The sequence below is a fragment of the Micromonospora arida genome (assembly GCF_042873195.1).
GTDB lineage: Bacteria > Actinomycetota > Actinomycetes > Mycobacteriales > Micromonosporaceae > Micromonospora > Micromonospora arida.
In genome coordinates this window covers 456,254-483,054 of sequence record NZ_JBIALC010000002.1, presented here as the reverse complement: position 1 = coordinate 483,054, position 26,801 = coordinate 456,254, and the positions used below count along the sequence as shown (strand labels likewise).

32 protein-coding genes are annotated in these 26,801 nt (G+C 71.5%); 17 read left to right on the top strand and 15 right to left on the bottom strand.

Translation table 11 applies throughout. The features are described from left to right. Positions 1–46: 46 nt before the first annotated feature. Positions 47–616, bottom strand: a complete 570-nt coding sequence (locus ACFYP0_RS08910) for an O-methyltransferase (protein WP_112581855.1) — start codon at positions 614–616, stop codon at positions 47–49. 299 nt (positions 617–915) lie between these two features. Here ACFYP0_RS08910 and ACFYP0_RS08905 point away from each other — a divergent pair, with 299 nt between their 5' ends. Both ACFYP0_RS08905 and ACFYP0_RS08900 read left to right on the top strand, forming a co-directional pair. Beyond that, on the top strand, positions 916–2,382 hold the full coding sequence (locus ACFYP0_RS08905; protein ID WP_386995501.1) for a S1C family serine protease: 1,467 nt from the start codon (positions 916–918) through the stop codon (positions 2,380–2,382). Between the two features lie 97 nt (positions 2,383–2,479). Beyond that, the gene (locus ACFYP0_RS08900) at positions 2,480–2,902 is read left to right on the top strand and encodes a preprotein translocase subunit TatB (protein ID WP_091394791.1); all 423 of its coding nucleotides are present in this window, start codon (positions 2,480–2,482) and stop codon (positions 2,900–2,902) included. A 474-nt stretch (positions 2,903–3,376) separates the two neighbouring features. Here ACFYP0_RS08900 and ACFYP0_RS08895 read toward each other — a convergent pair whose 3' ends face one another. The 3 genes from ACFYP0_RS08895 to ACFYP0_RS08885 form a co-directional block, all read right to left on the bottom strand. After that, entirely contained in the window at positions 3,377–4,525 is a 1,149-nt protein-coding gene (locus tag ACFYP0_RS08895; RefSeq protein ID WP_124863099.1) for an Mrp/NBP35 family ATP-binding protein, read from the bottom strand. A 76-nt stretch (positions 4,526–4,601) separates the two neighbouring features. Continuing rightward, the gene (locus ACFYP0_RS08890; RefSeq protein WP_124863096.1) at positions 4,602–5,252 is read right to left on the bottom strand and encodes a DUF1003 domain-containing protein; all 651 of its coding nucleotides are present in this window, start codon (positions 5,250–5,252) and stop codon (positions 4,602–4,604) included. Next, positions 5,245–6,531: a magnesium transporter MgtE N-terminal domain-containing protein gene (locus tag ACFYP0_RS08885; RefSeq protein WP_124863093.1), complete on the bottom strand. Its 1,287-nt coding sequence runs from the start codon at positions 6,529–6,531 to the stop codon at positions 5,245–5,247. The genes ACFYP0_RS08890 and ACFYP0_RS08885 overlap by 8 nt, the downstream gene beginning before the upstream one ends. 33 nt (positions 6,532–6,564) lie before the next feature. On the opposite strand from ACFYP0_RS08885, the gene ACFYP0_RS08880 reads away from it, so the two are divergent. Next, entirely contained in the window at positions 6,565–7,434 is an 870-nt protein-coding gene (locus ACFYP0_RS08880; RefSeq protein WP_355493854.1) for a PhzF family phenazine biosynthesis protein, read from the top strand. A gap of 12 nt (positions 7,435–7,446) precedes the next feature. Further along, on the top strand, positions 7,447–7,977 hold the full coding sequence (locus ACFYP0_RS08875; protein ID WP_124863086.1) for a hypothetical protein: 531 nt from the start codon (positions 7,447–7,449) through the stop codon (positions 7,975–7,977). Between the two features lie 8 nt (positions 7,978–7,985). Here ACFYP0_RS08875 and ACFYP0_RS08870 read toward each other — a convergent pair whose 3' ends face one another. Then, entirely contained in the window at positions 7,986–8,705 is a 720-nt protein-coding gene (locus tag ACFYP0_RS08870; protein WP_355493855.1) for an HAD family hydrolase, read from the bottom strand. Positions 8,706–8,812: 107 nt separating this feature from the next. On the opposite strand from ACFYP0_RS08870, the gene ACFYP0_RS08865 reads away from it, so the two are divergent. Beyond that, positions 8,813–9,769, top strand: coding sequence for a DMT family transporter (locus ACFYP0_RS08865; RefSeq protein ID WP_355493856.1), 957 nt, complete (start codon positions 8,813–8,815; stop codon positions 9,767–9,769). Between the two features lie 6 nt (positions 9,770–9,775). Here ACFYP0_RS08865 and ACFYP0_RS08860 read toward each other — a convergent pair whose 3' ends face one another. The 3 genes from ACFYP0_RS08860 to ACFYP0_RS08850 all read right to left on the bottom strand — a co-directional run bounded on the left by ACFYP0_RS08860 (position 9,776) and on the right by ACFYP0_RS08850 (position 11,660). Then, positions 9,776–10,420 (bottom strand): hypothetical protein, encoded by a 645-nt coding sequence (locus ACFYP0_RS08860; RefSeq protein WP_355493857.1) that lies wholly within the window; start codon positions 10,418–10,420, stop codon positions 9,776–9,778. A 129-nt stretch (positions 10,421–10,549) separates the two neighbouring features. Beyond that, on the bottom strand, positions 10,550–10,843 hold the full coding sequence (locus tag ACFYP0_RS08855) for a hypothetical protein (RefSeq protein WP_112669814.1): 294 nt from the start codon (positions 10,841–10,843) through the stop codon (positions 10,550–10,552). Next, on the bottom strand, positions 10,836–11,660 hold the full coding sequence (locus ACFYP0_RS08850) for an SDR family NAD(P)-dependent oxidoreductase (RefSeq protein ID WP_386995499.1): 825 nt from the start codon (positions 11,658–11,660) through the stop codon (positions 10,836–10,838). The genes ACFYP0_RS08855 and ACFYP0_RS08850 overlap by 8 nt, the downstream gene beginning before the upstream one ends. Before the next feature lie 129 nt (positions 11,661–11,789). Here ACFYP0_RS08850 and ACFYP0_RS08845 point away from each other — a divergent pair, with 129 nt between their 5' ends. Next, a complete protein-coding gene (locus tag ACFYP0_RS08845; protein ID WP_355493858.1) occupies positions 11,790–12,746 on the top strand; it encodes an HpcH/HpaI aldolase/citrate lyase family protein in 957 nt (318 codons plus the stop codon). Between the two features lie 87 nt (positions 12,747–12,833). On the opposite strand, the gene ACFYP0_RS08840 is transcribed toward ACFYP0_RS08845, so the two are convergent. After that, entirely contained in the window at positions 12,834–13,403 is a 570-nt protein-coding gene (locus ACFYP0_RS08840; RefSeq protein ID WP_355493859.1) for a DUF4190 domain-containing protein, read from the bottom strand. A gap of 118 nt (positions 13,404–13,521) precedes the next feature. On the opposite strand from ACFYP0_RS08840, the gene ACFYP0_RS08835 reads away from it, so the two are divergent. Beyond that, positions 13,522–14,427: an SDR family NAD(P)-dependent oxidoreductase gene (locus tag ACFYP0_RS08835; RefSeq protein ID WP_091394758.1), complete on the top strand. Its 906-nt coding sequence runs from the start codon at positions 13,522–13,524 to the stop codon at positions 14,425–14,427. A gap of 27 nt (positions 14,428–14,454) precedes the next feature. On the opposite strand, the gene ACFYP0_RS08830 is transcribed toward ACFYP0_RS08835, so the two are convergent. After that, positions 14,455–14,994, bottom strand: coding sequence for a DUF4190 domain-containing protein (locus tag ACFYP0_RS08830; protein WP_355493860.1), 540 nt, complete (start codon positions 14,992–14,994; stop codon positions 14,455–14,457). Between the two features lie 177 nt (positions 14,995–15,171). Here ACFYP0_RS08830 and ACFYP0_RS08825 point away from each other — a divergent pair, with 177 nt between their 5' ends. After that, positions 15,172–16,368 (top strand): acyl-CoA dehydrogenase family protein, encoded by a 1,197-nt coding sequence (locus tag ACFYP0_RS08825; RefSeq protein WP_124863063.1) that lies wholly within the window; start codon positions 15,172–15,174, stop codon positions 16,366–16,368. A gap of 126 nt (positions 16,369–16,494) precedes the next feature. On the opposite strand, the gene ACFYP0_RS08820 is transcribed toward ACFYP0_RS08825, so the two are convergent. Both ACFYP0_RS08820 and ACFYP0_RS08815 read right to left on the bottom strand, forming a co-directional pair. Continuing rightward, on the bottom strand, positions 16,495–16,902 hold the full coding sequence (locus tag ACFYP0_RS08820) for a CoA-binding protein (RefSeq protein WP_196928457.1): 408 nt from the start codon (positions 16,900–16,902) through the stop codon (positions 16,495–16,497). A 19-nt stretch (positions 16,903–16,921) separates the two neighbouring features. Then, on the bottom strand, positions 16,922–17,968 hold the full coding sequence (locus ACFYP0_RS08815; protein WP_355493861.1) for an Rv2578c family radical SAM protein: 1,047 nt from the start codon (positions 17,966–17,968) through the stop codon (positions 16,922–16,924). Positions 17,969–18,061: 93 nt separating this feature from the next. On the opposite strand from ACFYP0_RS08815, the gene ACFYP0_RS08810 reads away from it, so the two are divergent. Beyond that, the gene (locus ACFYP0_RS08810) at positions 18,062–18,481 is read left to right on the top strand and encodes a thiol-disulfide oxidoreductase DCC family protein (RefSeq protein ID WP_355493862.1); all 420 of its coding nucleotides are present in this window, start codon (positions 18,062–18,064) and stop codon (positions 18,479–18,481) included. Here the strand turns inward: ACFYP0_RS08810 and ACFYP0_RS08805 are convergent. The 3 genes from ACFYP0_RS08805 to trxA all read right to left on the bottom strand — a co-directional run bounded on the left by ACFYP0_RS08805 (position 18,445) and on the right by trxA (position 20,367). Then, positions 18,445–19,413 carry an HTTM domain-containing protein gene (locus tag ACFYP0_RS08805; protein WP_355493863.1) on the bottom strand — a complete coding sequence of 323 codons (969 nt, stop codon included), beginning with the start codon at positions 19,411–19,413 and terminating at the stop codon, positions 18,445–18,447. The genes ACFYP0_RS08810 and ACFYP0_RS08805 overlap by 37 nt on opposite strands. Beyond that, on the bottom strand, positions 19,410–19,850 hold the full coding sequence (locus tag ACFYP0_RS08800; protein WP_355493864.1) for a hypothetical protein: 441 nt from the start codon (positions 19,848–19,850) through the stop codon (positions 19,410–19,412). Before ACFYP0_RS08800 ends, ACFYP0_RS08805 begins: the two co-directional genes overlap by 4 nt. 154 nt (positions 19,851–20,004) lie before the next feature. After that, complete coding sequence (trxA, locus tag ACFYP0_RS08795; RefSeq protein ID WP_007455291.1) at positions 20,005–20,367, bottom strand: thioredoxin; 363 nt, start codon at positions 20,365–20,367, stop codon at positions 20,005–20,007. A 548-nt stretch (positions 20,368–20,915) separates the two neighbouring features. Here trxA and ACFYP0_RS08790 point away from each other — a divergent pair. The 8 genes from ACFYP0_RS08790 to ACFYP0_RS08755 all read left to right on the top strand — a co-directional run bounded on the left by ACFYP0_RS08790 (position 20,916) and on the right by ACFYP0_RS08755 (position 26,794). Beyond that, positions 20,916–21,431 carry a MaoC family dehydratase gene (locus ACFYP0_RS08790; protein WP_030486570.1) on the top strand — a complete coding sequence of 172 codons (516 nt, stop codon included), beginning with the start codon at positions 20,916–20,918 and terminating at the stop codon, positions 21,429–21,431. 92 nt (positions 21,432–21,523) lie between these two features. Further along, on the top strand, positions 21,524–22,060 hold the full coding sequence (locus ACFYP0_RS08785) for a hypothetical protein (protein WP_208741488.1): 537 nt from the start codon (positions 21,524–21,526) through the stop codon (positions 22,058–22,060). 51 nt (positions 22,061–22,111) lie between these two features. Further along, entirely contained in the window at positions 22,112–22,735 is a 624-nt protein-coding gene (locus ACFYP0_RS08780) for a TrmH family RNA methyltransferase (RefSeq protein WP_355493956.1), read from the top strand. A gap of 10 nt (positions 22,736–22,745) precedes the next feature. Further along, positions 22,746–23,492 carry a DUF6758 family protein gene (locus tag ACFYP0_RS08775; protein WP_355574981.1) on the top strand — a complete coding sequence of 249 codons (747 nt, stop codon included), beginning with the start codon at positions 22,746–22,748 and terminating at the stop codon, positions 23,490–23,492. A gap of 116 nt (positions 23,493–23,608) precedes the next feature. Further along, positions 23,609–23,767, top strand: a complete 159-nt coding sequence (locus tag ACFYP0_RS08770) for a hypothetical protein (protein WP_007455302.1) — start codon at positions 23,609–23,611, stop codon at positions 23,765–23,767. Between the two features lie 6 nt (positions 23,768–23,773). Further along, positions 23,774–24,649, top strand: coding sequence for a PH domain-containing protein (locus ACFYP0_RS08765; RefSeq protein WP_088951386.1), 876 nt, complete (start codon positions 23,774–23,776; stop codon positions 24,647–24,649). Between the two features lie 103 nt (positions 24,650–24,752). Then, positions 24,753–25,535, top strand: a complete 783-nt coding sequence (locus tag ACFYP0_RS08760; RefSeq protein WP_124863042.1) for a SigE family RNA polymerase sigma factor — start codon at positions 24,753–24,755, stop codon at positions 25,533–25,535. Next, the gene (locus ACFYP0_RS08755; protein ID WP_355493865.1) at positions 25,532–26,794 is read left to right on the top strand and encodes a hypothetical protein; all 1,263 of its coding nucleotides are present in this window, start codon (positions 25,532–25,534) and stop codon (positions 26,792–26,794) included. Before ACFYP0_RS08760 ends, ACFYP0_RS08755 begins: the two co-directional genes overlap by 4 nt. Positions 26,795–26,801: the final 7 nt, after the last annotated feature.

Genomic DNA, 26,801 nt, shown 5'->3' with positions numbered 1-26,801 from the left:
GTCAAGCCTCGGCTTGTTCGAGGCTCTGACCCGTCCTGGGCTCGAATCAGCACTTCACCGCAGCGAGCAGCCCGTGGCCGACCGGAAGCAGCGCGGGGATCCAGTGCTCCGACTCCCGGACCGCCTTGATCGTCTCGCGGACCGTCACCGTCTCCGCGTCCCGGGCGGACGGGTCACCGATCCGGTCGCTGGCCAGCACACCGTTGAGCGCCAGCACGCCCCCAGGGCGCAACAGCCGCAGCGCCGCCTCCACGCAGGCATGGAAGCCGGTCGCCTCCGCGTCCACGAAGACCAGGTCGTACGCACCGTCGGCGAGCCGGGGCAGCACGTCGAGCGCCCGGCCGGTGATGATCCGGGTACGCCCGGCCGCGAAACCCGCCTCGGCGAAGATCCGTCGGGCGATCCGCTGGTGCTCCACCTCCACGTCGATGGTGGTGAGCACGCCGTCCACGCGCATGCCGCGCAGCAACCAGACGCCGCTCACCCCGGTGCCGGTGCCGATCTCCACCACCGCACGGGCGTTGCCGGCGGCGGCCAGCAGCCGCAGCGCCGCCCCCGCGCCGGGGGTGACCGCGTCGAGGCCCACCTCCCGGGCCAGGCTGCGGGCGGTACGCAGAACGAGATCCTCGGTGACGTACGACTCGGCGAAATGCTGGGCCTGTGTCGTCGAACTGCCGGAACCGGCGACCGTGGCGATGGGGCACCTCCGGGGGCGGTGCGTTGTGCGGGGGCGGGTTGGCACTGTGAGCGTAGAGGCGACCGTCGTGGGGCGCAGCCGCGCCTCCGCCGGAAGCGATCACCGGGGCAACCGCTGACTGCACCGCGTCCATCCGTGCAATCCTGGAGGCGGTATCCCGTCAGCCGCGACCAGACCGGCCCGTGGCCGGGCGACGCGGCGCGGGATCCGGGGACGGACTGGGAGGCACCGACGTGACCGACGGCTGGGACTGGCGCCGGGGCGGTGAGACTCCGGCTCCGGCGCGACCGCCCGGGGCAGGAGCCCCGCCGGTGGGGCCGCCGACCATGCCGGGGGCTGACCGCACGCCCCTTGCCTCGCCAGGCAGCGGACCGACACCGGGCTGGCCGGCGTCTCCCGTCGGACCGACACCGGGCTGGCCGGCGTCTCCCGTCGGGCCGGCGTCTTACGGTGCGCCGGCTGCGGGCGGGCCCAACTCGGCCGACGCGTCGGCCTGGTGGTCGGACGCGCTCGCCGACCCCTGGCGCAACCCGGCGGCCCCGACCGCGGTGGTGGTGCCCGGGGTGGTGGCCCCCGGCACCGAGCCCGAGCCGGTCACCGACCCCGACGCGCCGGGCCGGCCGACGCTGCGCCACCTGTTGCTCATTCCCGTGATCACCGCGCTGCTGGCCGGCACCCTCGGCGGTGCGTTGGGCTACGCGTTCGCCGTGCGCGGCGGCGCTGGTGCGGCGGTCCTCGGCGGTGCGCCCGCGGAGGTGCCGGCGCTGGCGCAGCGCAAACCGGAGTCGCTGGCCGGGGTCGCCGAACGGGTTCTGCCCAGCGTGGTCACCGTCCGGGTGAGCAGCCTCGGCGGGACCAGTGAGGGCTCCGGCTTCGTCGCCACCGCCGACGGCCATGTGATCACCAATGACCATGTGGTGGCCGGCGGCACCGGCAAGGCCTCGGTGGTCTTCAACGACGGCAGCACCGCGCCGGCGACCATCGTCGGTCAGGACGCGGAGTCGGACATCGCGGTGATCAAGGTGAGTCGTCCCGGGTTGCGACCGGTGGAGTTCGGCGACTCCGACGCGCTGGCGGTCGGCGACCCCGTGCTCGCCATCGGCTCGCCGTTGTCGCTGGCCAACACGGTCACCGCCGGCATCGTGAGTGCGTTGGACCGGACGATGCAGGCCGGCGAGCCGGGCGGCCCGGTGCGTTACTACGCCGCCATCCAGACCGACGCCGCCGTCAACCACGGCAACTCCGGCGGCCCACTTGTCGACGGCGCCGGCCGAGTGGTCGGAGTGAACTCCACCATCAAGTCACTTGTCGCCGAGGGACAGGAGGCGGGCAATATCGGGCTCGCCTTCGCCATCCCGATCAACCAGGCCAAGCGGGTGACCCAGGACATCATCGGCACCGGCAAGGCCCGGCGTACGGTGATCGGCGCCCGGGCGGACGGCCCGACCGGGGTCGTCGGGGGTGGCCTGCGGCTGGCCGAGGTGGAGCCGTCCGGCCCCGCGGACGGCGCCGGACTGAAGGTCGGCGACGTGATCCTCAAGATCAACGGGCGGCCGATGACCGAGCCGACGGATCTGACCGCGTTGGTCCGCAAGTACGCGCCGGGCTCGGTCGTGACCGTCGAGTATCGGCGGGGCTCCGCCCGGCAGAACACCTCGGTAACTCTCGCCGCGGACGCGAAGTGACTCATCGCGGAAGCGAAGTGAACAGCGGCGCACCCCTTGCCCGAAAGCCGTCCGCCGTGCGTAGTCTTGCTGCTGACGCCGAGAGGAGGCCCGCGGGATGCTCGACAACCTGAACTGGTGGGAGATCGGTGCGCTGCTGCTCCTGGCGCTGCTGATCTTCGGCGACCGGCTCCCCGCCGTGATCACCGACGGCCTGCGGTTGGTGCGCAACCTGCGCAACATGGCCCGCAACGCCACCGGCGACCTGAGCCGTGAGCTGGGCACCGACATCCAGCTGGAAGACCTGCACCCGAAGGCGTTCATCCGCAAGCACCTCCTCAGCGAGGAGGACGAGGCGGCGATCCGCAAGCCGTTGCAGGGCGTCTACGACAACCTGCGCGCGGACGTCAGCGGCGTGCACAACGACCTGAAGGACGTGGCCAACGCCGCCGACCTTCGGTCGAACGAGGCCCGGTCCGGAACGGCCACGAGCAGCCCTTCGGCTCCGGCCCCCCGCGCCAGCTACGACGACGCCACCTGACCGACCCGTACCCCGACCGGCTGGTGCCCGCGACCGGCGAGTCCCGCCTGCCCGGATTCGGCCGGCTCGTGCCCGCCTGGGCCGGGCACCGGCTTGATCGACTCGGGTTCCCGGAACTCGCGGTATCCCACGCCGTTTGAGCGGCCGACTTCCTGAAACCCGAGTTGACCATGCCGGCCCTGCCCGCCGGTATCGGCTCCGCCGGTCCAAGACGGCCGCGAGTCCCCGCCGACTGCCAGTCCACGCCGACTGCCTGCCCCCCGCCTGCCGCCGCCGGCCGCCGGCCGACGGTCGACTGCCTGCCGCCGCCGGCCGCCGGCCGACGGTCGACTGCCTGCCCCCACCGGCCGACGGTCGACTGCCTGCGCCCCGCCGACGGCCAGCCGCCGTCGCGGCGGCCTGGCTGGACCACCCAACGACGCAATTCAGCCCGCCGGCCAACAGTGGCCGACGGGCTGACGGTGTGCCGGGTGGTCAGCGACCGGCGGGCTTGAGACCGAGTGGCTTGCCGAGCAGCGAGTCGCGGCGCAGGGCGAGCCGGTCGGCGACCGTGCCGAGTGCCTGAGCGGCCGGGGACTCCGGCTCGGCCAGCACGATCGGGTTGCCGGCGTCGCCGGCCTCGCGGACCCGGGTGTCCAGTGGGATCTGACCGAGCAGCGGCACCTGGGCGCCGATGGTCCGGCTCAGCGACTCGGCCACAGCCTCACCACCGCCAGCGCCGAAGATCTCCATCCGGGAGCCGTCCGGCAGCTCCAGCCAGGACATGTTCTCGATGACGCCGACCACCCGCTGGTGGGTCTGCAGGGCGATCGCCCCGGCCCGCTCCGCCACCTCGGCGGCGGCGGTCTGCGGGGTGGTGACGATCAGGATCTCCGAGTTGGGCAGCAACTGGGCCAGCGAGATGGCCACGTCACCCGTGCCCGGCGGCAGGTCGAGCAGGAGCACGTCCAGGTCGCCCCAGTAGACGTCGGCCAGGAACTGCTGCAGTGCCCGGTGCAGCATCGGGCCGCGCCACACGACTGCGGCGTTGCCGGACGTGAACATGCCGATGGAGATCACCTTCACGCCGTGCGACTGCGGCGGCATGATCATGTCCTCGACCCGGGTGGGCCGGGCCTCCGTGCCGAGCATCCGGGGCACCGAGTGGCCGTAGATGTCGGCGTCGACGACCCCGACGGAGAGCCCACGGGCGGCGAGCGCCGCCGCCAGGTTGACAGTGACGCTGGACTTGCCGACGCCACCCTTGCCGCTGGCCACCGCGTACACGCGGGTGCGCGAGCCGGGCTGGGCGAACGGGATGACGGGCTCCTCGGTGGCGCCGCCGCCACGCAGCTGCGACTGCAACGACTGCCGCTGCTCGGGGGTCATCACGCCAAAGTCGATCTCGACGCCGGTGACGCCGGGCACCGCGGCGACGGCGGCGGTGATGTCCGTACGCAGCTTGTCCTTCAGCGGGCAGCCGGCGACGGTGAGCAGCAGCTCGACGCGGACGACACCGCTGGCACCGATCGTGGCGGAGCGGACCATGCCCAGCTCGGTGATGGGCCGGCGGATCTCCGGGTCGTTGACGGTGGCCAGGGCGGCCTGGATCGCGTCCTCGACGGTGCTCACGGGTGCTGACATGCCCGCAATGCTACGTCGCGGGGCATCCGTTGCCGCCGCTGCCCGGGGCGGTGTGAGCCAATCGATGACCCGTCGGTCAGCTCTCTGACCGGCGCGGGCCGGTGCCGTCCGGCCGGGCGTCACGGGTGAAGTCGCCGTCCAGGTCGTCGCGGGGTTCTTCCAGTCCGACGCCGTCGGTCGGCCGCTGGCCACGCCGCTCCTGCCGGCTGTCCTTCTCCTGCTGGCGGCGCTCCAGTCGTTGCCGGCGCTGCCCCACCTCGTCCAGTTCCTCGGCCAGCCGGGCCAGCTCGGAGCGGAGGAAGTCGCGGGTGGCGACCTCACCCAGCGCGATCCGCAGGGCCGCGATCTCCCGGGCCAGGTACTCGGTGTCCGCCTTCTGCGCAGTGGCTCGCCGCCGGTCCTCCTCCAGGGCCACCCGGTCCCGGTCGGCCTGCCGGTTCTGGGCCAGCAGGATCAGCGGGGCGGCGTAGCTGGCCTGCAACGACAGCACCAGGGTCAGGAACGTGAAGGTGTACGGGTCGAAGCGCAGGTCCGCCGGGGCCAACGTGTTCCAGACGAACCAGATCGCGATCACCACGGTCATGACGACGATGAAGTTCGCGGTGCCCATGCCCCGGGCGATGCCCTCGGACCACCGACCGAACGCCTCCGCGTCGAACCTGGGCAGCTTGATGCCCCGGGGCTCGCGTGGCTGGTCGAGACGCTCCGTCCGCCGCTGGTCAGCCATCCGTGCCGTCCAGCGTGGGGTCGGTGGTGCCCGAGGCGGTCAGGGCGTCGCGGTCCCGCCAGTCCCGGGGCAGCGAGTGGTCCAGCACGTCGTCCACCGTCACGGCGCCGACCAGCCGGTTGTTCCGGTCGATCACCGGCATGGCAACCAGGTCGTAGGTGGCCATCCGGCGGGTGATCTCCGGCAGCGGAGTGGTGGGGCGCAGCGGGTCGATGTCGTTGACCACCACCTTGCCCAGCAGGTCGGCCGGGGGTTCGCGCAGCAGCGCCTGGAAGTGCACCATGCCCAGGTAGCGGCCGGTCGGCGTGTTCTGCGGTGCCCGGGTCACGAAGACCTGCGCGGCGACGGCGGGGGAGAGCTGTGGCTCCCGGATCCGGGCGAGCGCCTCGGCGACGGTGGCGTCCGGCGGCAGGATGACCGGCTCCGAGGTCATCACACTGCCCGCCGTGCCCGGGGTGTATTTCAGCAGCTGACGTACCGGGTCGGCCTCGTCCGGCTCCATCAGGTCCAGCAGCACGTCCTGCTCGGGTGGGGGCAGCTCGTTGAGCAGGTCCGCGGCGTCGTCCGGGTCCATCTCCTCCAGGATGTCGGCGGCCCGCTCCCGGTCGAGGGCGGCGAGGATCTCCACCTGGTCGTGCTCCGGCAGCTCGCTGAGCACGTCGGCCAGCCGCTCGTCGTCCAGCGCGGCCGCGACCTCGTTGCGCCGCGCGTCGGGCAGATCCTGCAACGCGTTGGCCAGGTCGGCGGGGCGCATGTCCTCCAACACCGCGAGCAGGTTCGCCGTACCCCGGTTGTCGGCGATGCCGCTGAGCCCGCGCACCCGGTCCCACTCGACCTGGTGCAGGTGGCCGCGGCGGCTGAGTCGACCGGTCTGCTCCCGTACGGCGACGCGGGTCAGCGACCACTCGCCGCCCCGGCTGCACTCCATCGCGACGTCCACGACGGCGCCGGGCTGGCCGCCCGGGTCGAGCTGTACGCGTCGGTCCAGCAGTTCCTGGAGCACCAGCAGCTCGTTCGGGCGCTTCTCGAACCGGCGCAGGTTGAGGGTGCCGGAGCCCAGCACGACGGCGTCCACGTCGATGGACGTGATCCTGTTGATGGACAGGAAGATCCGACGGCGCATCGGCATCTCGGCGACGAGGCCCACCACCTCCGGGGGCCGTTTGGTCGCCCGCAGCCGTGCCACGGCGTCACGAACCCGCCCCACCTGGTCACCGTTCGGGTCGAAGACGGCGACTCCGGCGAGACGGGCGATGTAGACCCGGGTCGGCGTGCTCACGGGCACCAGCCTAAGCGCCTAGTGTTTATCAACATGTCGACCTTGGCCTACGAGATCGTGGACGTCTTCACCGACCGCCCCTTCGCCGGCAACCCGCTGGCCGTGGTGTTCGGCGCGGAGGCGCTGGCCACCGAGCAGATGCAGGCGCTCGCGCTGGAGTTCAACCTGTCCGAGACGGTGTTCGTGCTGCCGCCGACCCAGGTCGGCGTCACCTACCGGGCCCGGATCTTCACCCCGGTGGAGGAGTTGCCGTTCGCCGGGCACCCGAGCGTCGGCGCGGCGGTCACCGCCAGCAGGCGGGGCATGTTCGGTGTGGGGCAGGTCACCCAGGAGTGCAAGGCCGGGGTGCTGCCGATCGAGGTGACCGCGTCGGGGGCGACGCTGACCGGGGGCACGCCGACTCTCGGGCCGGAGTTGGACCCGGAGCCGTTGCTGGAGATCGCCGGGTTGGCCGACGGCGACCACATCGGGCCCGCCCCACGGGTCGCCGGCTGCGGGCTGGAGTTCCCGTACCTGCCGGTGCGTCCGGAGTCGGTGGCCCGCGCCCGGGTGGACCCGGCGGCGGCGCAGCGGTACGGGGTGTCGCACGTCAGCGTCTTCTCCTGGGACGCCGCCGCGCAAACCGCGCACGCCCGGGTCTTCGTGCCGGGGGTCGGCGTTCCGGAGGACCCGGCGACCGGTTCGGCGGCGCTCGGCCTCGGTGTCTGGCTGGTGGCGAGTGGTCTGCTGCCCGGCGAGGGGCGGTCGGAGTACGCGGTCCGTCAGGGCGCGGAGATGAACCGTCCGTCCGCGTTGGCCTGCACGGTCACCGCGGCGAACGGGGTGGCGGTCGGCGCGACGGTCGCCGGCCAGGTGGTGCCGGTGGCCCGCGGCGAGATCGCCGTGCCGCCGTTCGTGGGCTGAGCGGAGGGGTCGATGCGGGAGGATGCGGGTGTGACGGACGAGGACGCCCCCGGGGGCACCCCACTGGTCGACGAGGCGATGAAGAAGGCCGCCGTGGCCTGGGTCAGCGTTGCGGGCGGGCCGGCGCTCGCGCTCTGGTGCGCCCCGCTGGAGGGCGCGCTGCTGGTGGTCAGCGGGCCGGGCGAGCAGGCCGCACCGGGTCTGGCCGACGCGACCGAGGCCCAGGTCACCCTGCGTGGCGACCACGGAGGTCGGATCGTCACCTGGCCGGCCCGGGTGAGCCGGTTGCAGCCGGGCACCGAGGCGTGGGACGTCACCGCGCCGTTGGTGGCGGCGAAGCGCCTCAACGCGCCCGGTCCGAGCGCTGACCTGGTGGCCCGATGGGCTGCCGACGGATGCGCGGTGAACCGCCTCGCCCCGGCCGGTACGCCGCTGGCCGGAGCGGAGTTGCCGGCCGACGCGCAGGCCGAGCCACCCCGGGCGACTCCGGCGGTCCGGGCCACCCGTAAGCCGTTCCGCCTGCACCGGGTCCGCCGCCGCTGATCGGTTGATCAGCCGGCCCGACCGCCGACACCCGCCACCGCGGCGTCGGCGTCGACGAGGGCGAGCACCTCGCCCAGGGTGCCGAGCGTGGGGCCGCGCCAGTCCCGGTCGGCGTTGAACACCATGTGCGTGGCCAGGTCCGGTGCGGCGAGCCGGACGGCGGTCATCCCGGCCCGCTCGGCGCCGGTCAACTCCTGGCTGCCGCCGTCACCGACGTAGAGGCAGTCGCCCGGCTCGAGCCCGAGCCGCCTGCAGGCCGTCAGGTAGAGGGTCGGATCCGGTTTGCACCGCCCGACCTGCACCGAGAAGACCCGTACGTCGAGCAGGGGGGCGACCGCGAGCTGCGGCAGGAAGGCCGGCAGTTCGTGCGTACAGTCGCTGATCACGCCGGTGCGCAGGCCGCGCTGGCGCAGAGCCGCCAGCACCGGCACCGCGTCGGCCCGCAGCCAGGTGTCGGCGCGGACCGCGCGGTGCCGGGACGCCACCGCTGCCCGTACCGCGTGGTCGCTGGGGTGTACGCCGGCCTGGGCGCACACCCAGCGCAGGGTCGCCTCCGCGTCGCCGAGCCGGCCGGTGGCCCGCTCGTAGTAGGTGCGGTTCAGCACCTCGGTCAAGATCTCGGTGGAACACCCGAGCAGCTCGGCGGTGCCGACGTGCGCGACACCGCGTTGTACCGAACGGGTCAGGGTGCCGAAGAAGTCGAACAGCACCGCCTGGTAGCTGGGCATGGGGGAGCGCCTCCGGGCGGTCGAGGGGTCGCCGGCGCGAACCTGCGTGATCGTAACGGAGCGATGACCCTCCGTGTCGACCGTCATACGTGTGAGGATTACGTCCCGTGCCCCCTCCTCCGCCCCGGCCGTCCCTGGATCCGCTGACCACCGGCGCGGTCGGGCTGGCCGTGGTCGCCGTGTCGTCGTCCGCGCCGCTGATCGCGTACGCCGCCGCCCCGGCGCTGGCCATCGCGTTCTGGCGCAACCTGCTCGCGGTGGCCGTGCTGAGCCCCTTCGCGCTGGTCCGACGCCGCGCCGAGTTCCGCAGGCTGACCGTCGGCGCGGGCCGGCGGGAGGGACTGTTCTGCGTCCTGTCCGGGGTCGCCCTGGCCGGGCACTTCGCGACCTGGGTGCCGAGCGCCCAGCTCACCTCGGTCGCCACGTCCACCGCCCTGGTCGCCACCCAACCGGTCTGGCAGGGGCTGATCGCGCGTGCCCAGGGGCGTCCGCTGCCCCGGGTGGTGTGGATCGGCATCGCGGTGGCGGTCGGCGGCGCGGCGGTCGCCACCGGAGTGGACGTGGGGGTTTCCGGCCGGGCCGTCCTCGGCGACGTGCTGGCGCTGATCGGCGCCATGTTCGCCGCCGTCTACACCGCCTTCGGGGAACGGGCCCGGGTCAGCATCAGCACCACCACCTACACCACCATCTGCTACGGGATCTGCGCGCTGATCCTGCTGTCTCTGTGCCTGGTCGGCGGCGTACGGCTGACCGGCTTCGACGGGCGTACCTGGCTGGCCATCCTGGCCCTGGTGGCCGGCGCCCAACTGCTCGGGCACTCGATGTTCAACTACGCGCTGAAGAAGATCCCGGCGACCACGGTGAGCGTGCTGATCCTGCTGGAGGCGCCCGGCGCGGCCCTGCTCGGCTGGGCCTGGCTGGGTCAGCTACCCCGCCCGTACGCGCTGCTCGGCATGGCGTTGCTGCTGACCGGCGTGGCGGTGGTGGTGCTCGGCGGCGGTCGGGCCGCTCGCCGAGCGGCGCCCAGCGCGCTGCCGACCGACCCGATTCCGCTGGACGGCTGACGGCCGTCACAGGTACGCGGCGAAGTGATCCGCGACCAGGTCGGTCAGCTGGTCACCGTCGAGGCTGCCGTCCACCTGGACCACCCGGACGCCCAGCCGCTCAGACTGCGCCACTGAGTCCGCCGCTACCAGTTCGTCCCTCGCCCACCTGTTGCGGAGGGCCCGTTCGGGGTCGCTGACGCTCGCCACGGCGACGCTGGCACGTGGCAGCCGGGTGATCTGCTGGGCGCGGAACTCGGCAGTGGGCACCAGCACCACCATCTGCCGTACCGATTCGACGATCGGCGCCACCAACTCCGGTCGCAGCCCCCAGCCTTCGGCCACCACCCGGCGGCCGGGTACCAGTGCGCTGAGGTCGTCGAGCACCCACGCGAAGCGGCGGGGGAAATCTGCCAGTGTCTCAGCAGCCATTCGGGTTGGCACGGTGCGGACCCAGGTCGTTTCCGGATCTGGGCCGGCCGGAGGTTCGCCGCGCCGGACCCGGTCGGCGATACGTCGGTCGTCGTGCCCTCGGGCGTCGTGCCGGTCGTAGAGGTACGCAGTCAGGCCGAATCGCAGGGCCAGGTTGACGGCGACGGTCGACTTGCCGGCCCACTGCCCGCCGCCGATCCAGAGGGCTCGGCGCGCGGTGGCTGTCCCATCGAAATCCATGCCTCGATGGTGGTTGTCGGCCACTTCAAGATCAAGTCTTGTTCTCGCCCGCCACCCCGTGATGAAGTGAGGGAAGAGGCATTTGGTAAAGGTCGATTCCACCCTGAGGGCGACCACCGCCGCCGAAGGTCAGGCCTCGTGCACCTCGATGACCCGGGTCGTCGGCGCGGCTTCGCCGAGGGCGGTACGCAGGGCCGCCCGGTCCGGGTCGGCGAGGAACGACTCGTAGCCGGCCCGCCCGTCGAACCGGATCACGTGCACCTCGGCCTGCCCGTCGGTGCCGCGCAGTCGCCGCTCCAGCCGGCCGCCGTGCCGTTCGAGCAGGGCCAGCACGGCGTCCTCGTAGCGCTGCCCGGCGGCCTCGGCCCCGACGGCGAACTCGACGATCGCGACGAGTGTCAGCACACCGGCCCGGTCAGTCATCGAGACCGACGGCCTTGGCACTCGCCGCCCACAGCCGGGCGGCGAGCTGCGGATCGGCCGCCTTGCGGAGCGGTCGACGCGGCCGACGGTCGACGTAGTAACCCCCGTTGATCAGCCGGGAGCGCTCCTGCTTGGCCAACCAGACCAGGGTCTCGGCGCCCTTCTCCGGGCTGCGGAACGGCATGAACCGCATGCCGAACGCGACCAGCCTGCTGTCGTTGGCGAACCGGGTGCGGACCACCCCGGGGTGGAAGCTGTACGCGGCAACGTCCGGCCAGCGCCGGGCGGCCTCGGCGGTGAACAGGATGTTCGCCTGCTTGCTGGTGCCGTACGCGCCCATCGGCCGGTAGTTCCGCAGTGGCTTGTTCAGGTCGTCCGGGTCGAGTGCGCCGAAGCGGTGCGCGCCGGAGGCGGTCACCACGACCCGGCCCACCCGGTCGGCGAGCAGGTTGGTCAGCAGGAACGGGGCCAGGTGGTTGGCCTGGATCGACATCTCGAAGCCGTCGACAGTGCTCAGTGGTTGCAGCGCGATCGCGCCGGCGTTGTTGGCGAGCACGTCGATCCGGTCGTACGTGGCCCGGAGCTGCTCGGCCAGCCGGCGTACGTCGTCGAGGATCGCGAAGTCGGCCCGGAACAGCTCCGGACGTTCACCGGAGTTCTCCCGTACCCGTTCGGCTGCGGCCTGGAGGCGGGCCGGGTCCCGCCCGACCAGCACCACCTGGTCGCCCCGGCAGGTCAGGTGCACGGCGGCGGCCAGCCCGATGCCGGAGCTGGCCCCGGTCACCACCACCAGTCGGCGCCCAGTGAGATCTTCCACAGGTCCATTCACCCCGGTCATGGCGCGAGGTTACCGTGGCGTCACAACGCCCTTTGGGATCGTTAAGGTTTCGGATCTGTCGTCAGGTTGGCGTCGGCATGCCCGCCGGACGCTGGAAGGAGCACATCCATGGCCGCAGTCGGTCGCCCCCGCAGGTCCTGCCTCGCCGTGCCGGGTTCCAGCGTGAAAATGCTCGGCAAGGCCCAGGGCCTCCCGGCCGACCAGGTCTTCCTCGACCTGGAGGACGCCGTCGCCCCACTGGCCAAGCCGGACGCGCGCAAGAACATCGTGGCCGCCCTCAACGAGGGTGACTGGGCCGGCAAGACCCGGGTGGTCCGGGTCAACGACCTGACCACCCCGTGGACCTACCGGGATGTCATCGAGGTCGTCGAGGGCGCCGGTGCCAACCTGGACTGCATCATGCTGCCGAAGGTGCAGACCGCCGCCCAGGTGCAGTGGCTGGACCTGACGCTCACCCAGATCGAGAAGACGATCGGCCTGGAGGTCGGTCGGATCGGCATCGAGGCGCAGATCGAGAACGCCGCGGGTCTGGTCAACGTGGACGCCATCGCCGCCGCCTCGCCGCGCGTGGAGACCATCATCTTCGGCCCGGCCGACTTCATGGCGTCGATCAACATGAAGTCGATGGTGGTCGGCGGCCTGATCCCGGACTACCCGGGCGACCCGTACCACTACATCCTGATGCGGATCCTGATGGCCGCGCGGATGCACGACAAGCAGGCCATCGACGGCCCGTTCCTGCAGATCCGCGACGTCGACGGGTTCCGCGAGGTGGCCAAGCGCTCGGCCGCGCTGGGCTTCGACGGCAAGTGGGTGCTGCACCCGGGCCAGATCGACGCCGCCAACGAGGTCTACCAGCCGGCGCAGGCCGACTACGACCACGCCGAGCTGATCCTCGACGCGTACGAGCACTACACCTCGGAGGCCGGCGGCCGGCTCGGCGCCGTGATGCTCGGCGACGAGATGATCGACGAAGCGTCCCGCAAGATGGCGCTGGTGGTCGCCGCCAAGGGCCGGGCCGCCGGGATGAGCCGTACCTCGTCGTTCACCCCACCGGCGGAGTGACCGGCCGGGCCGGGACGACCGCCGCCGGTTGTCGGTCCGGCCCGACAATCGGCGGTACGCCGGCCCGCCCGCCCGCCCGCGGGCCGGTCAGTAGCTGCTGCTGCTGTTGTCGCTCGTCGCGATCGCGTAGATGATCGCGGCGGCGTAGATGGCGATCACCAGCACCAGGAACCCGGTGAGAATCCAGCCGACGATGATGGCGGCCTTCGCCATCCCCGCCCCGCCCTCGCCGCTGAGCCGGATCTGCTTCTGCGCCACGTGGCCGAGGATCGCGCCGATCGGCGCGGTGATGCAGGACGTGAAACCGATCAGGGCCAGCACGAACGCCGCGATGGCCATCCCGTTGGTCTTCGGGGGCTGCGGGTAGCCGTAGCCGGGGTACTGCGGCGGGTAACCGGGCGGGGCGTATCCGGGCGGGGCGTATCCGGGCGGGGCGTATCCGGGCATCGGCTGGGCCGCTGACTGCTTCGCGCCGGCGTACGGGTCGACCGGGGCGTACGGGTCCGGGGCGTACGCCCCGGGGGCGTACGGGTCGACCGGGCCAGGTTGCGCGGGCACCGGCTGACCGGCCACCAGGGTCGGGTCCGGTGCGGGGCTCGACGGCTGGGCCGACCACGTGGGATCGCTCCAGTTGCCGGGCGGCGGGGGATTGGTCATGCGAACTCTCCGTCGGGTTGGGGTGCGGAGACAGGGTAGCCAGCGCCGCCCAAACCCGACGCCCCTGCTTCCGGGTGCCGCGTTGCTCGGGCCGGTCGTAACGGGCAGGATCCCTGACATGGCATACGACGCGCGCGCCGCGGACCGCTCCGGCAGTCGACCCCGACGGGACGTCAGCCGCCCGGGCGCTGCCCGGCGCGCCCGGACGGCCGCCCCGGCGGGCAGTCCCGGCCCCGACGAGCCGGTCGCGCTCACCGACCCGGTCACCATGCGCCTCGACGGGCGGGTCGCCCTGGTCACCGGGGCGGGCAGCCCGGACGGCATCGGTTATGCCACCGCCCGGCGACTCGCCGACCTGGGCGCGCGGGTGGCCATCGTCTCCACCACCCGACGCATCCACGAGCGGGCGACCGAGCTGGGGGTGACCGGCTTCGTCGCGGACCTGACCGACGAGTCCGAGGTCGGCGCGCTGGCCGATGCGGTCGCCGAGCAGTTGGGCGACGTCGAGGTGCTTGTCAACAACGCCGGCCTGGCCAGTCGCGCCAGCCAGGGGGTGCTGCGGCCGGTAGCGCAGCTGACCTACGACGAGTGGCGCGGCGAGATCGACCGCAACCTCTCCACCGCGTTCCTGTGCAGCCGGGCGTTCATCGGGGGGATGGCCGAGCGGGGTTGGGGTCGGATCGTCAACCTGGCGGCCACGGCCGGCCCGGTCAACGCCCTGCCCACCGAGGCCGCGTACGCCGCGGCGAAGGCCGGGGTCGTCGGGCTGACCCGGGCCCTGGCCATGGAGATGATCGCCGACGGGGTGACCGTCAACGCGGTGGCACCGGGCACCATCTACACCGCGGCGTCCACCATGGCCGAGATCAAGCAGGGACTGGGCACCCCGGTGGGGCGACCGGGCACGCCGGACGAGGTCGCCGCGGCGATCAGCTTCCTCTGCTCGCCGGCTGCCTCGTACATCACCGGGCAGATGCTGGTGGTGGACGGCGGCAACAGCGTCCGCGAGGCCCGCTTCCGCTGACGGTGCCGGTCCGCACCGGCCCGTTCGTCAGTAGCTGCCGCTGTCGCCGGTGTTGCTGAAGGCCACCAGCGCCAGCCAGCCACAGCAGGCCAGCACGGTGAGCCCGGTGAAGACGTAGCCAAGGATCAGCCCCCAGGTCGCGAGCTGGTCGCCCTCCTCGCCGTTGGTGCGGATCTGCCGCTTGGCCACGTGGCCGAGGACGACGCCGGCTGGCGGAAAGACGAAGGCGAACACCAGTGACAGGATCGCCAGCACGTTGGTGCCCCGACCCGGCCCGGACGGCGGTGGGCCGTACTGGCCGTAGGGGCCCTGCGGGGGGTACGGCGGTTGCTGGCTCCAGTGCGCCGACTGCTGCGGCCCCTGGTGGCCGTACGGCGACGGTTCGCCCGCCGGCGGTCCGTACGGTGAGCGTTCCGCTGGCAGTTCGTACGCCGGCTGGTCCGGCTGCGGCGCGGACGGCGGCTGACCGGCCGGCGGTGGCGCGTACGGCGACTGGTCCTTCGGTGGCTCGTAGGGTGACGGCGGCGGCTCGTCCTCGGGCAGTCCCGACGGCGGCGGGTAGCTCACAGCTGTCCTCCTCCTGCCGGTGCCGGAAAAGTCCCTCTTGCCGGACGCTACCCGCAGCGGTGAACCTTTTCACAGCGGTTGTGTGGACTGGTCACCTTGGCCTCGTCGACCCGAGGGGCCGATACTGACCCAGCGTTCAGTTACCCATGAGTAGTGCGCTGATCCTCGGAGGCTGAGATGGCTCGACTCGCCCAGACGCCCGGCCTGACCGATGTGCAGCAGTCGATCCTGGAGACCGTTCGGGACTTCGCCGACAAGGAGATCATCCCGCACGCGCAGCGGCTGGAGCACGCCGACGAATACCCCACCGACATCCTCGACGGCATGCGCGAGATGGGGCTGTTCGGCCTCACCATCGACGAGGAGTACGGCGGGCTCGGCGAGTCGCTGCTCACCTACGCGCTGGTGGTGGAGCAGCTGTCCCGGGGCTGGATGTCGATCTCTGGCATCGTCAACACCCACTTCATCGTGGCGTACCTGATCTCCCAGCACGGCTCCGCCGAGCAGAAGGCTCGGCTGCTGCCGAAGATGGCCACCGGCGAGGTGCGCGGCGCGTTCTCCATGTCCGAGCCCGAGACCGGCTCCGACGTCTCCGCGATCAAGTCCCGGGCCGTCCGCGACGGCGACCGTTACGTGCTCAACGGGCAGAAGATGTGGCTGACCAACGGGGCGTACTCCTCGGTGGTGGCCACCCTGGTCAAGACCGACACCGGCGCGGAGTCGGTGTACGGCAACATGAGCACCTTCCTGCTGGAGAAGGAGCCGGGCTTCGGCGAGACCGCCCCCGGGCTGACCATCCCCGGCAAGATCGAGAAGATGGGCTACAAGGGCGTCGAGACCACCGAGATGGTGCTCGACGGGGTGACAGTGCCCGACTCTGCGATCCTCGGTGGCGCCGACCAGGTGGGCCGCGGCTTCTACCAGATGATGGACGGCATCGAGGTGGGCCGGGTCAACGTGGCCGCCCGTGCCTGCGGCATCTCCATCCGCGCCTTCGAGTTGGCCGTGCAGTACGCCCAGCAGCGCAAGACCTTCGGCCAGCCGCTCGCCAAGCACCAGGCCATCGCCTTCAAGCTCGCCGAGATGGGCACGAAGATCGAGGCCGCGCACGCCCTCATGGTCAACGCCGCCCGGCTCAAGGACGCCGGCCAGCGCAACGACGTGGAGGCCGGGATGGCCAAGCTGCTCGCCTCGGAATACTGCGCCGAGGTCGTCCAGGAGGCGTTCCGCATTCACGGCGGCTACGGCTACTCCAAGGAGTACGAGATCGAGCGGCTGATGCGGGAGGCCCCGTTCCTGCTCATCGGCGAGGGCACCTCAGAGATCCAGAAGACCATCATCTCCCGAGGTCTCCTCAAGGAGTACAAGCTCTAAGTCCACGCCCTGCACCCTCGCGATCTTGCACTTTCGGTTGTCCGATTGACCCTCATGCCGGGTTTGTCGCGACAGTAAGTGCAAGATCGCGGCGGGGGCGGGGGTGGGGGTGGGGGTGGGGGTGGGTCAGGGTAGGCGGGTCAGGTTGGCGGCGGCGCGTTCGACGATGAGGCAGCGGTCCTCGACGTAGTCCATGCCGGCCTCCTCGGCGATCCGCCGCGCCTCGGCCGAGACGATGCCCAGTTGCAGCCAGACCGCGGGGGCACCGATCGCCGCCGCGTCCCGGACCACCTGCACGGCGTCGGCCGCCGGTCGGAACACGTCCACCAGGTCGACGGGGTGCGGAATGTCGGCGAGGGTCTTGTAGGCCCGCTCCCCGAACAGTTCGTCGACGGTCGGGTTGACCGGGATGATGCGCCAGCCGTACTGCTGCATCTGCAACGGCACGCCGTGCGCGGCCTTGAACGGGTCGCGGGACGCGCCCACGACGGCGATCACGGCGGAGTCGGCGAGGATCTGCTGAGCGGTACGCACCAGCCGACTGTAGCTCCGACTACAGCAAGGTCAGCTGCTCGGCCGCCGACGGTGGCGGCGGCTCGGGCAGGCTGCGGTTGTCGCCCCGCTCGCCGCGGTGCAGCCCGTGCCGGCGGGCGGCGATCCGCACCCGCGCGGTCAACTCCCGCTGGTACGTCTGCGGCGCGTACGCGCCGGCCCGGTAGAGCTCGCGGTAGCGGGGCACGAGGTGCGGGTGCTCGCGGGCGAGCCAGTGCCCATACCACTCCCGGGCGCCGGGACGCAGGTGCAGGGGCAGGGCTGTCACGCTCGTCGCGCCTGCGGCGGCGATCGCCGAGACCGTTGCCTCGATCGACTCGTCGCTGTCGCTGAGGCCGGGCAGGATCGGGGCCATCAGCACGCCGACGGAGAAGCCGGCGTCGGCGAGCGCCCGGACGGCGTCCAGTCGGCGGCGTGGGTGCGGTGTGCCCGGCTCGACGGTGCGCCACAGGTGCTCGTCGACGAACCCCACCGAGAAGGAGATGCCCACACTGGTCACCTCGGCGGCCTGGCGCAGGAGCGGCAGGTCGCGCAGGATCAGGGTGCCCTTGGTGAGGATCGAGAACGGGTTGGCGAAGTCCCGCAAGGCGCCGATGATCTGCGGCATCAGCCGGTAGCGACCCTCGGCCCGCTGGTAGCAGTCCACGTTGGTGCCCATCGCCACGTGCGCGCCCCGCCAGCGCGGCGCGGCCAGCTCCCGCCGGACCAGCTCACCGGCGTTGACCTTGACGATCACCTTCCGGTCGAAGTCCGCACCGGCGTCGAGATCGAGATAAGTGTGAGTATTTCTCGCGAAACAGTAGCGACATGCATGAGAACAGCCCCGATATGGGTTGATCGTCCACTCGAACGGGACGCGGGACTGCCCAGGCACCCGGTTGAGGATGGACTTGGCCTGCACCTCGTAGAAGGTCATCCCGGCGAACTCGGGGGTGTCGAAGGTGCGGGCGACGGCGCCGGGCAGCGCCAGCGGCAGGGGTGGCGTCGCTGGCGCTGCCCGCTCGGGGTCTCCCTCGACCGGGGGAGCGGTGAGGTTGTCCCAGCGCATGGCCACTATTCGAACACGTGTACGAGGCAAGCGCAAGTGACCCGCCGTACACCGGTGGGCGTCCGGGTGGTCGGAGAGGGGAGGATGGACACCATGGAGACGTCGACCTTCGTCTACGACGGGGACTGCGCGTTCTGCACGAGCTGTGCGCAGTTCATCGAGCGCCGCATCCCCACCGCCGCACGGGTGGTGCCCTGGCAGTTCGCCGACCTGGACGCGCTCGGCCTCACCGTGGCCGAGTGCGAGGAGGCCGTCCAGTGGGTCGGCGCGGACGGCTCGCGGGCGGCCGGTCCGGACGCCATCGCGAAGCTGCTCGCCGCGAGTGGTCCGCTCTGGCGGGTCGCCGGCGCCGGCCTGCGGATTCCTCCGGTACGCGTGGCGGCCTGGCCGTTGTACCGCTGGGTGGCGCGCAACCGGCACCGACTTCCCGGTGGCACGGCGGCCTGTTCCCTGCCTCAGGAGGCCCGGGAGCGGCTCTATGGCCCGACCGGTCGCCCGACCACCGGCGTCTGACCGTCGAGCGCCGGCCCCGCGCCGGCTGCCACCGGGCCCTGGTCGGCCGGCACCGGGTCGACCTCGGCCGGGCGCGGTTCCGGAGCATCCGTCGTCGCCTCGGAAGGGGCACGCCCGATCAGCCGGCGTGCCCGGACCAGCGGGCGCACCCGCTCCAGCGGTAGGAAGCTGGTCATCGCGGCCAGGTGCGGCGCGAACGAGATCGTGATGGTCGCGATGGTGACTGCGTGGAACGAGTAGAAGAAGCCGACCATGGCGAGTCGCCAGCGGGGTGGCAGGAAGAAGACCATCGGGCTCAGCAGCTCGAACGCCACGATGCCGAACTGGGCGACGATCAGCAGGTACGGCACCTGGGCGATGAGGTCCGCCAGGTCGGTGCCGCGTCGGATGATCGCACGGGCCAGGACCGAGCCGGTCAGCCAGTCCAGACCGCCGAAGCGCAGCTTGGCGAAGGCGGCCAGGAAGTACGTGCAGATCACCGCGATCTGGGTGACACGTAGCGCCCAGCCGCCGGCCTCGGTGCGGGTGGTGTCGCCGTGTCGGGCGCGACCGGCGGTGGGCAGCACGGCCAGTGCGACGAGCAGCCCGAACCGGTCGTGGTCGACCTTCCCGTAGCTCATCGCGATGATCATCCACTCCAGGTACAGCGCGCACACCGCCCAGCCGAGCAGCCGGGGCGCTCGGCCGGTGGCGGCGAGGAGGGCGAGCAGCAGCAACGCCCAGAAGATCACCGTCACCAGCGTCTCTGTTGGCGTCGGCAGTGGGAGCAGGCGGCCGATCAGGAGTGGCTGGTACAGGTCGCCGGGCACGCTGACCCGGGTGCGTACCCAGGGGGTGAAGATCACCAGATCGGCGGCGACGAACAGGTAGATCAGGGTGCGGAAGGCGGCCACCCGGCCCCGGGGTACGGCCTCGGTCAGCCAGCGGTTCATCGGGTGGCCTGCCAGCGGACGACGGTCTGGTCGGTGTGTTGACCGGTCGGTCGGCCGGCGCGGATGCCGTGCCAGCGGATGACGATGCGGACCTCGACCAGCGCGGGGGCGTCCGGGTGGCGTTCGGCGTACGCGTCGGCGACCTCGGTGAGCAGCGTCGGGTCGGCGGCGTATCGGGCCTGCTGACCCTCGATCTCGGCGCGGCGGATGCCTGTCGCGTTCTGGTCGAGGTCGACCACCACCCCGGAACTGTTCACCCCCTCGACGCGGGTGTCGGGTGCGGGTGCGTTCGGCGGGTTGGAGGTGGAGTACATCCGGAACGGGCCGAACGGGAAATCGTCGTCGCTGCCCCAGAAGGTGCCGACGACGAGCAGGACGAGGCCGAGTGCGGTCGCGCCCAGCCGGGTCACGCGCCCGCGGGTGGTCAGGTTCTCCATCGGGTCGTGACGATACGGGATGTACCGACGGCCTCGGGTCCCTCCGACGGCCAGTTCGGCCTGACCAGGCAGGTGATCATGTGGGAGTCGGTGGGGGTACGACGAAGGCCGGGCCCGCATCGGGCCCGGCCTCGCGTGTCGTCGTGGGAACGACTCAGTGGTTGTGCTCGGCCAGCTGCTTGCGGACGTCGTCCATGTCCAGCGCTTCGACCTGCTCGATCAGGTTCTCCAGCGCGGACTCGGGAAGGGCGCCCGGCTGGGCGAAGACGATGACGCCGTCACGGATCGCCATGATCGTCGGGATCGACCGAATGTCGAACTTCGCGCCCAGCTCCTGCTGAGCCTCCGTGTCGACCTTGCCGAAGACGATGTTCTGGTGCTTCTCCGAGGAGCGCTCGTAGACCGGGGCGAACCGCTTGCACGGACCACACCAGTCGGCCCAGAAGTCGACCAGGACGATGCCGTCGTTGCCGGTCACCTCGTCGAAGTTCGTCGAGGTCAGCTCAACGGTTGCCATTGCACTCTCCGATCACCGCGGTTTATCTACGTCCCGTAGAACCAGGGCTGACCGTATCGAATTCCCGGGCGGTGGGGCACGAAACGTGCCCGGGGCTGCCGGGGGGTGCCGCAGGTCATCGATGCGCATCTGTTCACACCCGACCTGCGGAACGCAAGTGCATGACGCACTTGCGTGACCTGCGGTGATGGGAGCGTTTCCAGGGAGATCCACGCGATTGAGCGCTACGAATCGGTAACTTGGGCCTTGACAAGGAGGTATCCGGCCTGCAGAGATCGCTGATCAACCTCTGCTTCGTCACTCACAGTAGTGTTACAAAAAGATAAATGTGACCGCGATCTCTGTTGAACCTACGCAGGCGTAGGGCAGAATTCCTCACATCAGAGCGTGGGCGGCGGGTGCCGGGGAGGGCCCCGCCGCTCATTGCGTCTCCCCCCAGGCGAGTGGCCGGTGTGACATTTCCGCCGCCGTCGCGCCCCGCCGGTCGCCTTAACCATCGGTAAGGCATGCTGTGCCGAACTCCATCGCCGCCCGTCGAAGGGACCAGCATGCAGTTCGGTCGCTACTACGAGGAGTTCGAGGTCGGCGCGGTCTACCGGCACTGGCCGGGCAAGACCGTCACCGAGTACGACGATCACCTCTTCTGCCTGCTCACCATGAACCACCACCCGCTGCACATGGACGCGCACTACGCCGCGACGGCCAGCCAGTTCAAGCGCAACGTCGTGGTCGGCAACTACATCTACTCGCTGCTGCTCGGCATGTCCGTACCCGATGTGAGTGGCAAGGCGATCGCCAACCTGGAGGTCGAGTCGCTGCGGCACGTGGCGCCGACCTTCCACGGCGACACCATCTACGGCGAGACCACGGTGCTGGACAAGCGTGAGTCCGGCTCGAAACCCGACCGGGGCGTGGTGTCGGTGGAGACCCGCGGCTACAACCAGGACGGCACGATGGTCTGCGTCTTCCGACGCAAGGTCATGGTTCCCAAGCGGGAGTACGCGGCCGCCGCGGTGCCCGACGGAGTGGATCCGGAGCGACCCAGCTTCCCCGAGCCGCGCTGACAGTCGCGGCGGGCTCGACCGTCGACGAACACAGGGCCCTTTCCCCACCGCGGGTCTGCTGGGGAAGGGGTCCTGTGCCCGTCGCGGGGCATATGCTGACGCCGGAGGTTCCGATGAGCCACTCCGTAGCGGGAGAGCCGTCCTCTGCCGGCCGCCGAGCCGCACCCTTGACCACCGCTGTCTACTCCGCCGCCGAGTGGGATCTGCTCACCGGCCTGCCCGGTCGGGTTCTCGTGGCCGCCGCGGCACCCGGTCCTGGGCGGACGGAGCGTGGAGTGATGGCCGGCCTGGCCGGCCTGGATGCCGTGGCCGCGGGCCGAGCCTCCGACAGCGACCTGGTCCGTGCGGTGGTCGCCACGATCTACGCCCGCCACGACGGCACCCCGCAACCCACCGAGCGGCTCACCGACCTGGTGGACCTGCTGGCCGCCTGCCGTGCGGCGAGCCGGGTCCTCCGGCGACGGGCCGACCCCGCCGACTCGGCCGCGTACCGCCAGTGGGTGCAGTCGGTCGCGGCCCGGGTCTGTCGCGCGGTGCCCGGCACCGGCGCGCGCCGGGTGGACCCACCGGCCAGCCCGGCGGACCGGCGCTTCCTGGACCGGCTCGGTGCCGCCCTCGACCTGGGCTGACCGGCAGGTCGCCGCGCCCGGCGCCGACGCGGTCCGTACCCTCTGATGACCGTGACCGACGACCAGCTCGAGGTGGGCGTGGGCCCCTGGCCGGGGGACCCACCGGACGACAGCCGTTACGACCCGCAACTGCTGGCGGAGGGGGACCGGCGCAACGTCGTCGACCGCTACCGCTACTGGCGGCACGAGGCGATCGTCGCCGACCTGGACCGGCACCGGCACGGCTTCCACGTCGCGATCGAGAACTGGCAGCACGACTTCAACATCGGCACTGTGGTGCGCAACGCCAACGCGTTCAACGCCGCCGAGGTGCACATCGTCGGACGGCGACGGTGGAACCGACGCGGCGCGATGGTGACCGATCGGTACCAGCACGTACGGCACCACGAGACGATCGAGGAGTTCGTCGCGTGGGCGGCCGAGCGGCAGCTACCGGTGTTCGGCATCGACAACCTGCCCGGGTCGCGTCCGCTGGAGACCGGCACCCTGCCGCGGGACTGCGTGCTGCTGTTCGGCCAGGAGGGGCCCGGTCTCTCCGCGCCGGCCCGTGCCGCCTGCGACCAGCTCTACTCCATCGCCCAGTACGGCTCAACGAGGTCGATCAACGCCGGCGTGGCCAGCGGAATCGCCATGCACGCCTGGATCCGTGCGCACGCCGGTACGCCGCCGGACTGACCCACGTACGGTGCCGAATCGGACGTTCCGGCTTGACGTGCCGACGGTCCGGGGAGACGGTGGGGATGTGAGTGTCGCGGTGAGTTGTCCGAGATGCGGGGGCCCGGTAAGGGCGCCGGATCTGATGAACACCGACTCGAGGTGTGTGCGCTGCGGCCCGGTGCCGCCGTTGCACGTGCCCGAGCACATCGGAGCCGACATCGTGGCGAGCGTGGTGGAACGGATCACCGCGACCGGCGATCCGCCGGTGACGCCGTTGTGGTGCCCGTGGCCGCTGCCGCCCGGTTGGACACTCACCGGCGTGGCGTACGCCGGGGACGACCGGACGGGCGTGCGGGCGACAGTGGTGGCCTGCGCAGGCCCGGCGCCGCTCGGTGGTGGTCCGGCCGATCTGGTCTTCGTGGCCGAGGAACCCGGTGTCGGCCTGGGCACCCGGCTCGCCGGTCTGACCGGCCCGGATCCGGGACCGGAGTTGGTGGACGCGTTGACCGACCCGGGGTCGGGTCACCCTGACCACGTCGGACAGGCGAAGATCAAGGTCGGCGGGCACCCTACTCCACTGTGGTTGGTGAATTCACCAACGGATCGAAGCGCGTACGCCGGCGAGGCTCGGGGAATGTGGCTCCATGCGATAGCCTGGCCGGCGAGTGCGGGTCACCTGCTCGCGGAAGACGTCGTGCTACACGACCTGACCGAGTGGACTCCGCCCGAGCTCGTGTACGGCGCACCGTCCCCGTATCTACCCGGTAGAGCTTGACAACTCTTCCGGATTGACGGAGAACGGACGCAGATATTCACTGTACGACACCACACTGATACTCTGGGTGCCGCTGCGGTAATGGGACCCGGCGCCGCGCGAGAGGATGGCCCGCCATGGTCAAGAAGGTCCTCACCTGGGCCGGAATCGCATTCTTGATCTTCTTCGTCGCCTACCGGCCAAACTCGGCGGCGGACGTGTTCAAGTCGCTCGGCGGCGGGATCATGGATATCGCCCAGGGGTTTGGCGACTTCTTCACCAGCCTCGTCGCCTAGCCGCCGATGGGCAGCCCCTCCGGTCCACCCTTCGACCCGGACGACCCCGACCGGGAACGTCGCGAGCGAGACACCGAGCCGATCCCGCGGATCGGGCCTGATGACGGCCCGGGCTACGGGGCCGGTCCCGGCCTGTCCGACGGTCCGTCCCTTTCGGACGACGTCGGCTATGGCGACGGGCCCGGCTATGCCGGCCAGGGTCGTTCCGGTCGGGGGTGGATCCGTGATCCGGAGGCCAGCTACCAGCCGCCGCAGATCTCCGAGGACGAGCTGGCCGGGTTGCGCGCCGACGCGACCGGCTCGACCCCTCGGCGGGTGCTGCCCCTGGAAGACGAGCCCAGTTCGCTGGTGGCTCGCTACCTCTTCCCCACCGAGCGCTATCGGGGCGAGTGGAAGCGACACTGGATCCACCTCACCAACCCGCTGTTGATCGGTGTCGCGGCGACCTTCGTGCTCGGCTACCTCTCCGGCTTCCTCGCCGGCCAGGACGTCGGCGCGTTGACCACCATCGCCGTGCTGCTGTGGTTCGCGGTGATGGGCTGGGTGGCGTGGAAGGTCGCCGACTGGTGGTATGACCGGTTCATTCTGACCAACAAGCGGGTCATGGTGGTCAACGGCATCGTCACCCGCAAGGTGGCGATGATGCCGCTGGTCCGGGTCACCGACATGAAGTACGAGCAGACCCCGACCGGTCGGGCGCTCAACTACGGCACGTTCGTGCTGGAGTCCGCCGGCCAGGAGCAGGCGCTTCGCGAGATCAAGAACCTGCCCAACCCGAACGAGCTCTACCTGCGCGTCGTCGAGGAGATGTACGAGCCTCAGGCCGTCGAGGCGCGGCTCGGCAAGGAGGCCGACGAGGCCAAGGCCGACGACGGGGCGTGAAGGTTTTCGACCGAACATCGGAGCAAGTGCGCACCTTTCGTCATGGACCAGAGCGCCCCTGACGTGGCACTCTGCCAGGACGGCAGGGGTGTGGAGGTGGGCGGTGGCGAGCAAGGACTCGTTGGAGGAGCAGTTCCGCGAGTTCGTCGCGGCCCGCTCCGCCGCGCTCCTACGCACCGCCTACCTGCTCACCGGCGACTGGGCTACGGCCGAGGATCTGCTCCAGACGGCGCTGACCAAGACCTACCTCGCGTGGAAGCGGCTCGGCGGAATCGAGGCGGTCGAGCCGTACGCCCGGCGTGTGATGGTCAACACGTCGACCAGTTGGTGGCGGCGGCGCTGGCACGGCGAGCGCCCGACCGAGGTCCTGCCCGAACGGGCCGGCGTCGACGAGATCGAGCAGCAACTTGACCGTGACCTGCTCTGGCGGCATCTGCGGGAGTTGCCCAACCGGCAGCGGGCAGTGCTGGTGCTGCGCTACTACGAGGACATGTCGGAGGCGCAGACCGCCGCGATGCTGGACATTTCACCGGGCACGGTGAAGAGCCAGGCGTCCCGGGCGCTCGCCACGCTGCGTCGGCGACTGGGCGCGGACGCACCGGAGCTCGCGGCCGCCGCCGGCATCGCCGGCCGGTCGGCCGCTGCCGCCGGTGCAGGGGCCGCGACCGGTGCCGCCGGCCGGACGACGGGCTCGGGTTCCCGGACCGGGCGAGTCCCGGCGACCGGTGCCGCTGCCACACCCCGTCCCGAACGGGCGGCTGGCCGACCCGCGCCCCGCCCGGCCGCGCCGCGCCCCGCCGTTCCGCGTGCGATCACCCCGCAGGTCGTGCTGCCCACCGCCCCGGCGGCCGTGCCCGTCGGCACGGGCTCCGGGGAACAGCAGTGAGTCAGTTCCCGGGCCGGCGCGACAACCTGACGGACGGCCCGCAGCGTTCATACCAGGTGCGGCCTGACGAGCTGGAAGGTGCGGTGCGGGAGACACTCTCGCACCAGGTCGCCGTTGCCCGCCCACTGAGCGTCGATCCGGCCGGCCAGGCCATCCGCCGCGCGAACCGTGTCCGGCGTCGACGCAGCGCCGCCGGCCTCGCCCTCGCGGCGGTCACCACCGTGCTGCTCAGCGCCGGCATGGCCCAGCTCGGTGCCGAGACCAGGCGGGACGGCTCACCCATCGTCGTGATCGGCGACCCGGACCCGACCAACCGACCGCTCCCGACGGCCAGCGTTCCCGGCTCGGCCCCCTCGCCCAAGACGTCGACCTCCCTCATCTTCAGCGAGACGTTGGTCAACGCCGACGGACGGCGGCTGGTGCTGCCCGATGTCGGGCCGGCCGAACACGTCCAGCCGCTGCCCAGCGGCGGCGGTTGGCTGGTGGTCGGCGCGCCGAGCACCGCAGGACGCTCCCTGTGGGTGGTGCAGGACGACGGCCTGGTGCAGGTGTTGCTGGCCGGCGCCGGCGCGATCGTCCTGGCCCCGGACAGCCTTCAGGTGGCCTGGCGCGACGGGGACGATCTCCTGGTGGCGGGCGTGGTCGGCACCCAACTCATCGGGGCGGTGCGCACCCCGGTTCCGGCGACGGCGGAGCCTGTCCGGTTCGTCGATGACAGCGTGCTGGTCCAACTCGACCCGGCCAGCGCCGGTCACACCCTCTGGCGGCCCGGTGCGGGACCGTTGCCCGAGGCCCTCGACCGGAAGAGCCTCAACGTCTACGGGCGGCTGCCCGACGGACGGCTCGTCGGTCAGGTCACCACGACCGATCCGGGCCGGACCTGCCTCGCCATCCTCACCCCGACGCGTCGTCTGGACCCGGTACGCACCGGCTGCGGTCCAGACCTGGGCCGGGACGGCATCGGTGGGGTCTCGCCGGACGGGCGGTGGCTGCTGGTCAACGGTGAGAGCGGCACGGCCGATCGGTCCCTGCTGGTCGACCTGCAGCGGCTCGGGCCGGGTGCGACAGCCGTTGCGGCCGGGCCGCCGATGACCGGTGCGGTCGTGTGGAGCGACGAGACCGAGGCCTCCTACCTCGACGGCACCGGCGAACTGGTCCGGGTCGACGTCGGCCGGGTGTGGGCGGGTAAGCCCGCCAGCCCCGCTGCGGTGCCCGGCGTGCCAGCCGGAGAGCGACCGATCCTGGTGCAGGGCTTCTGACCCCGGG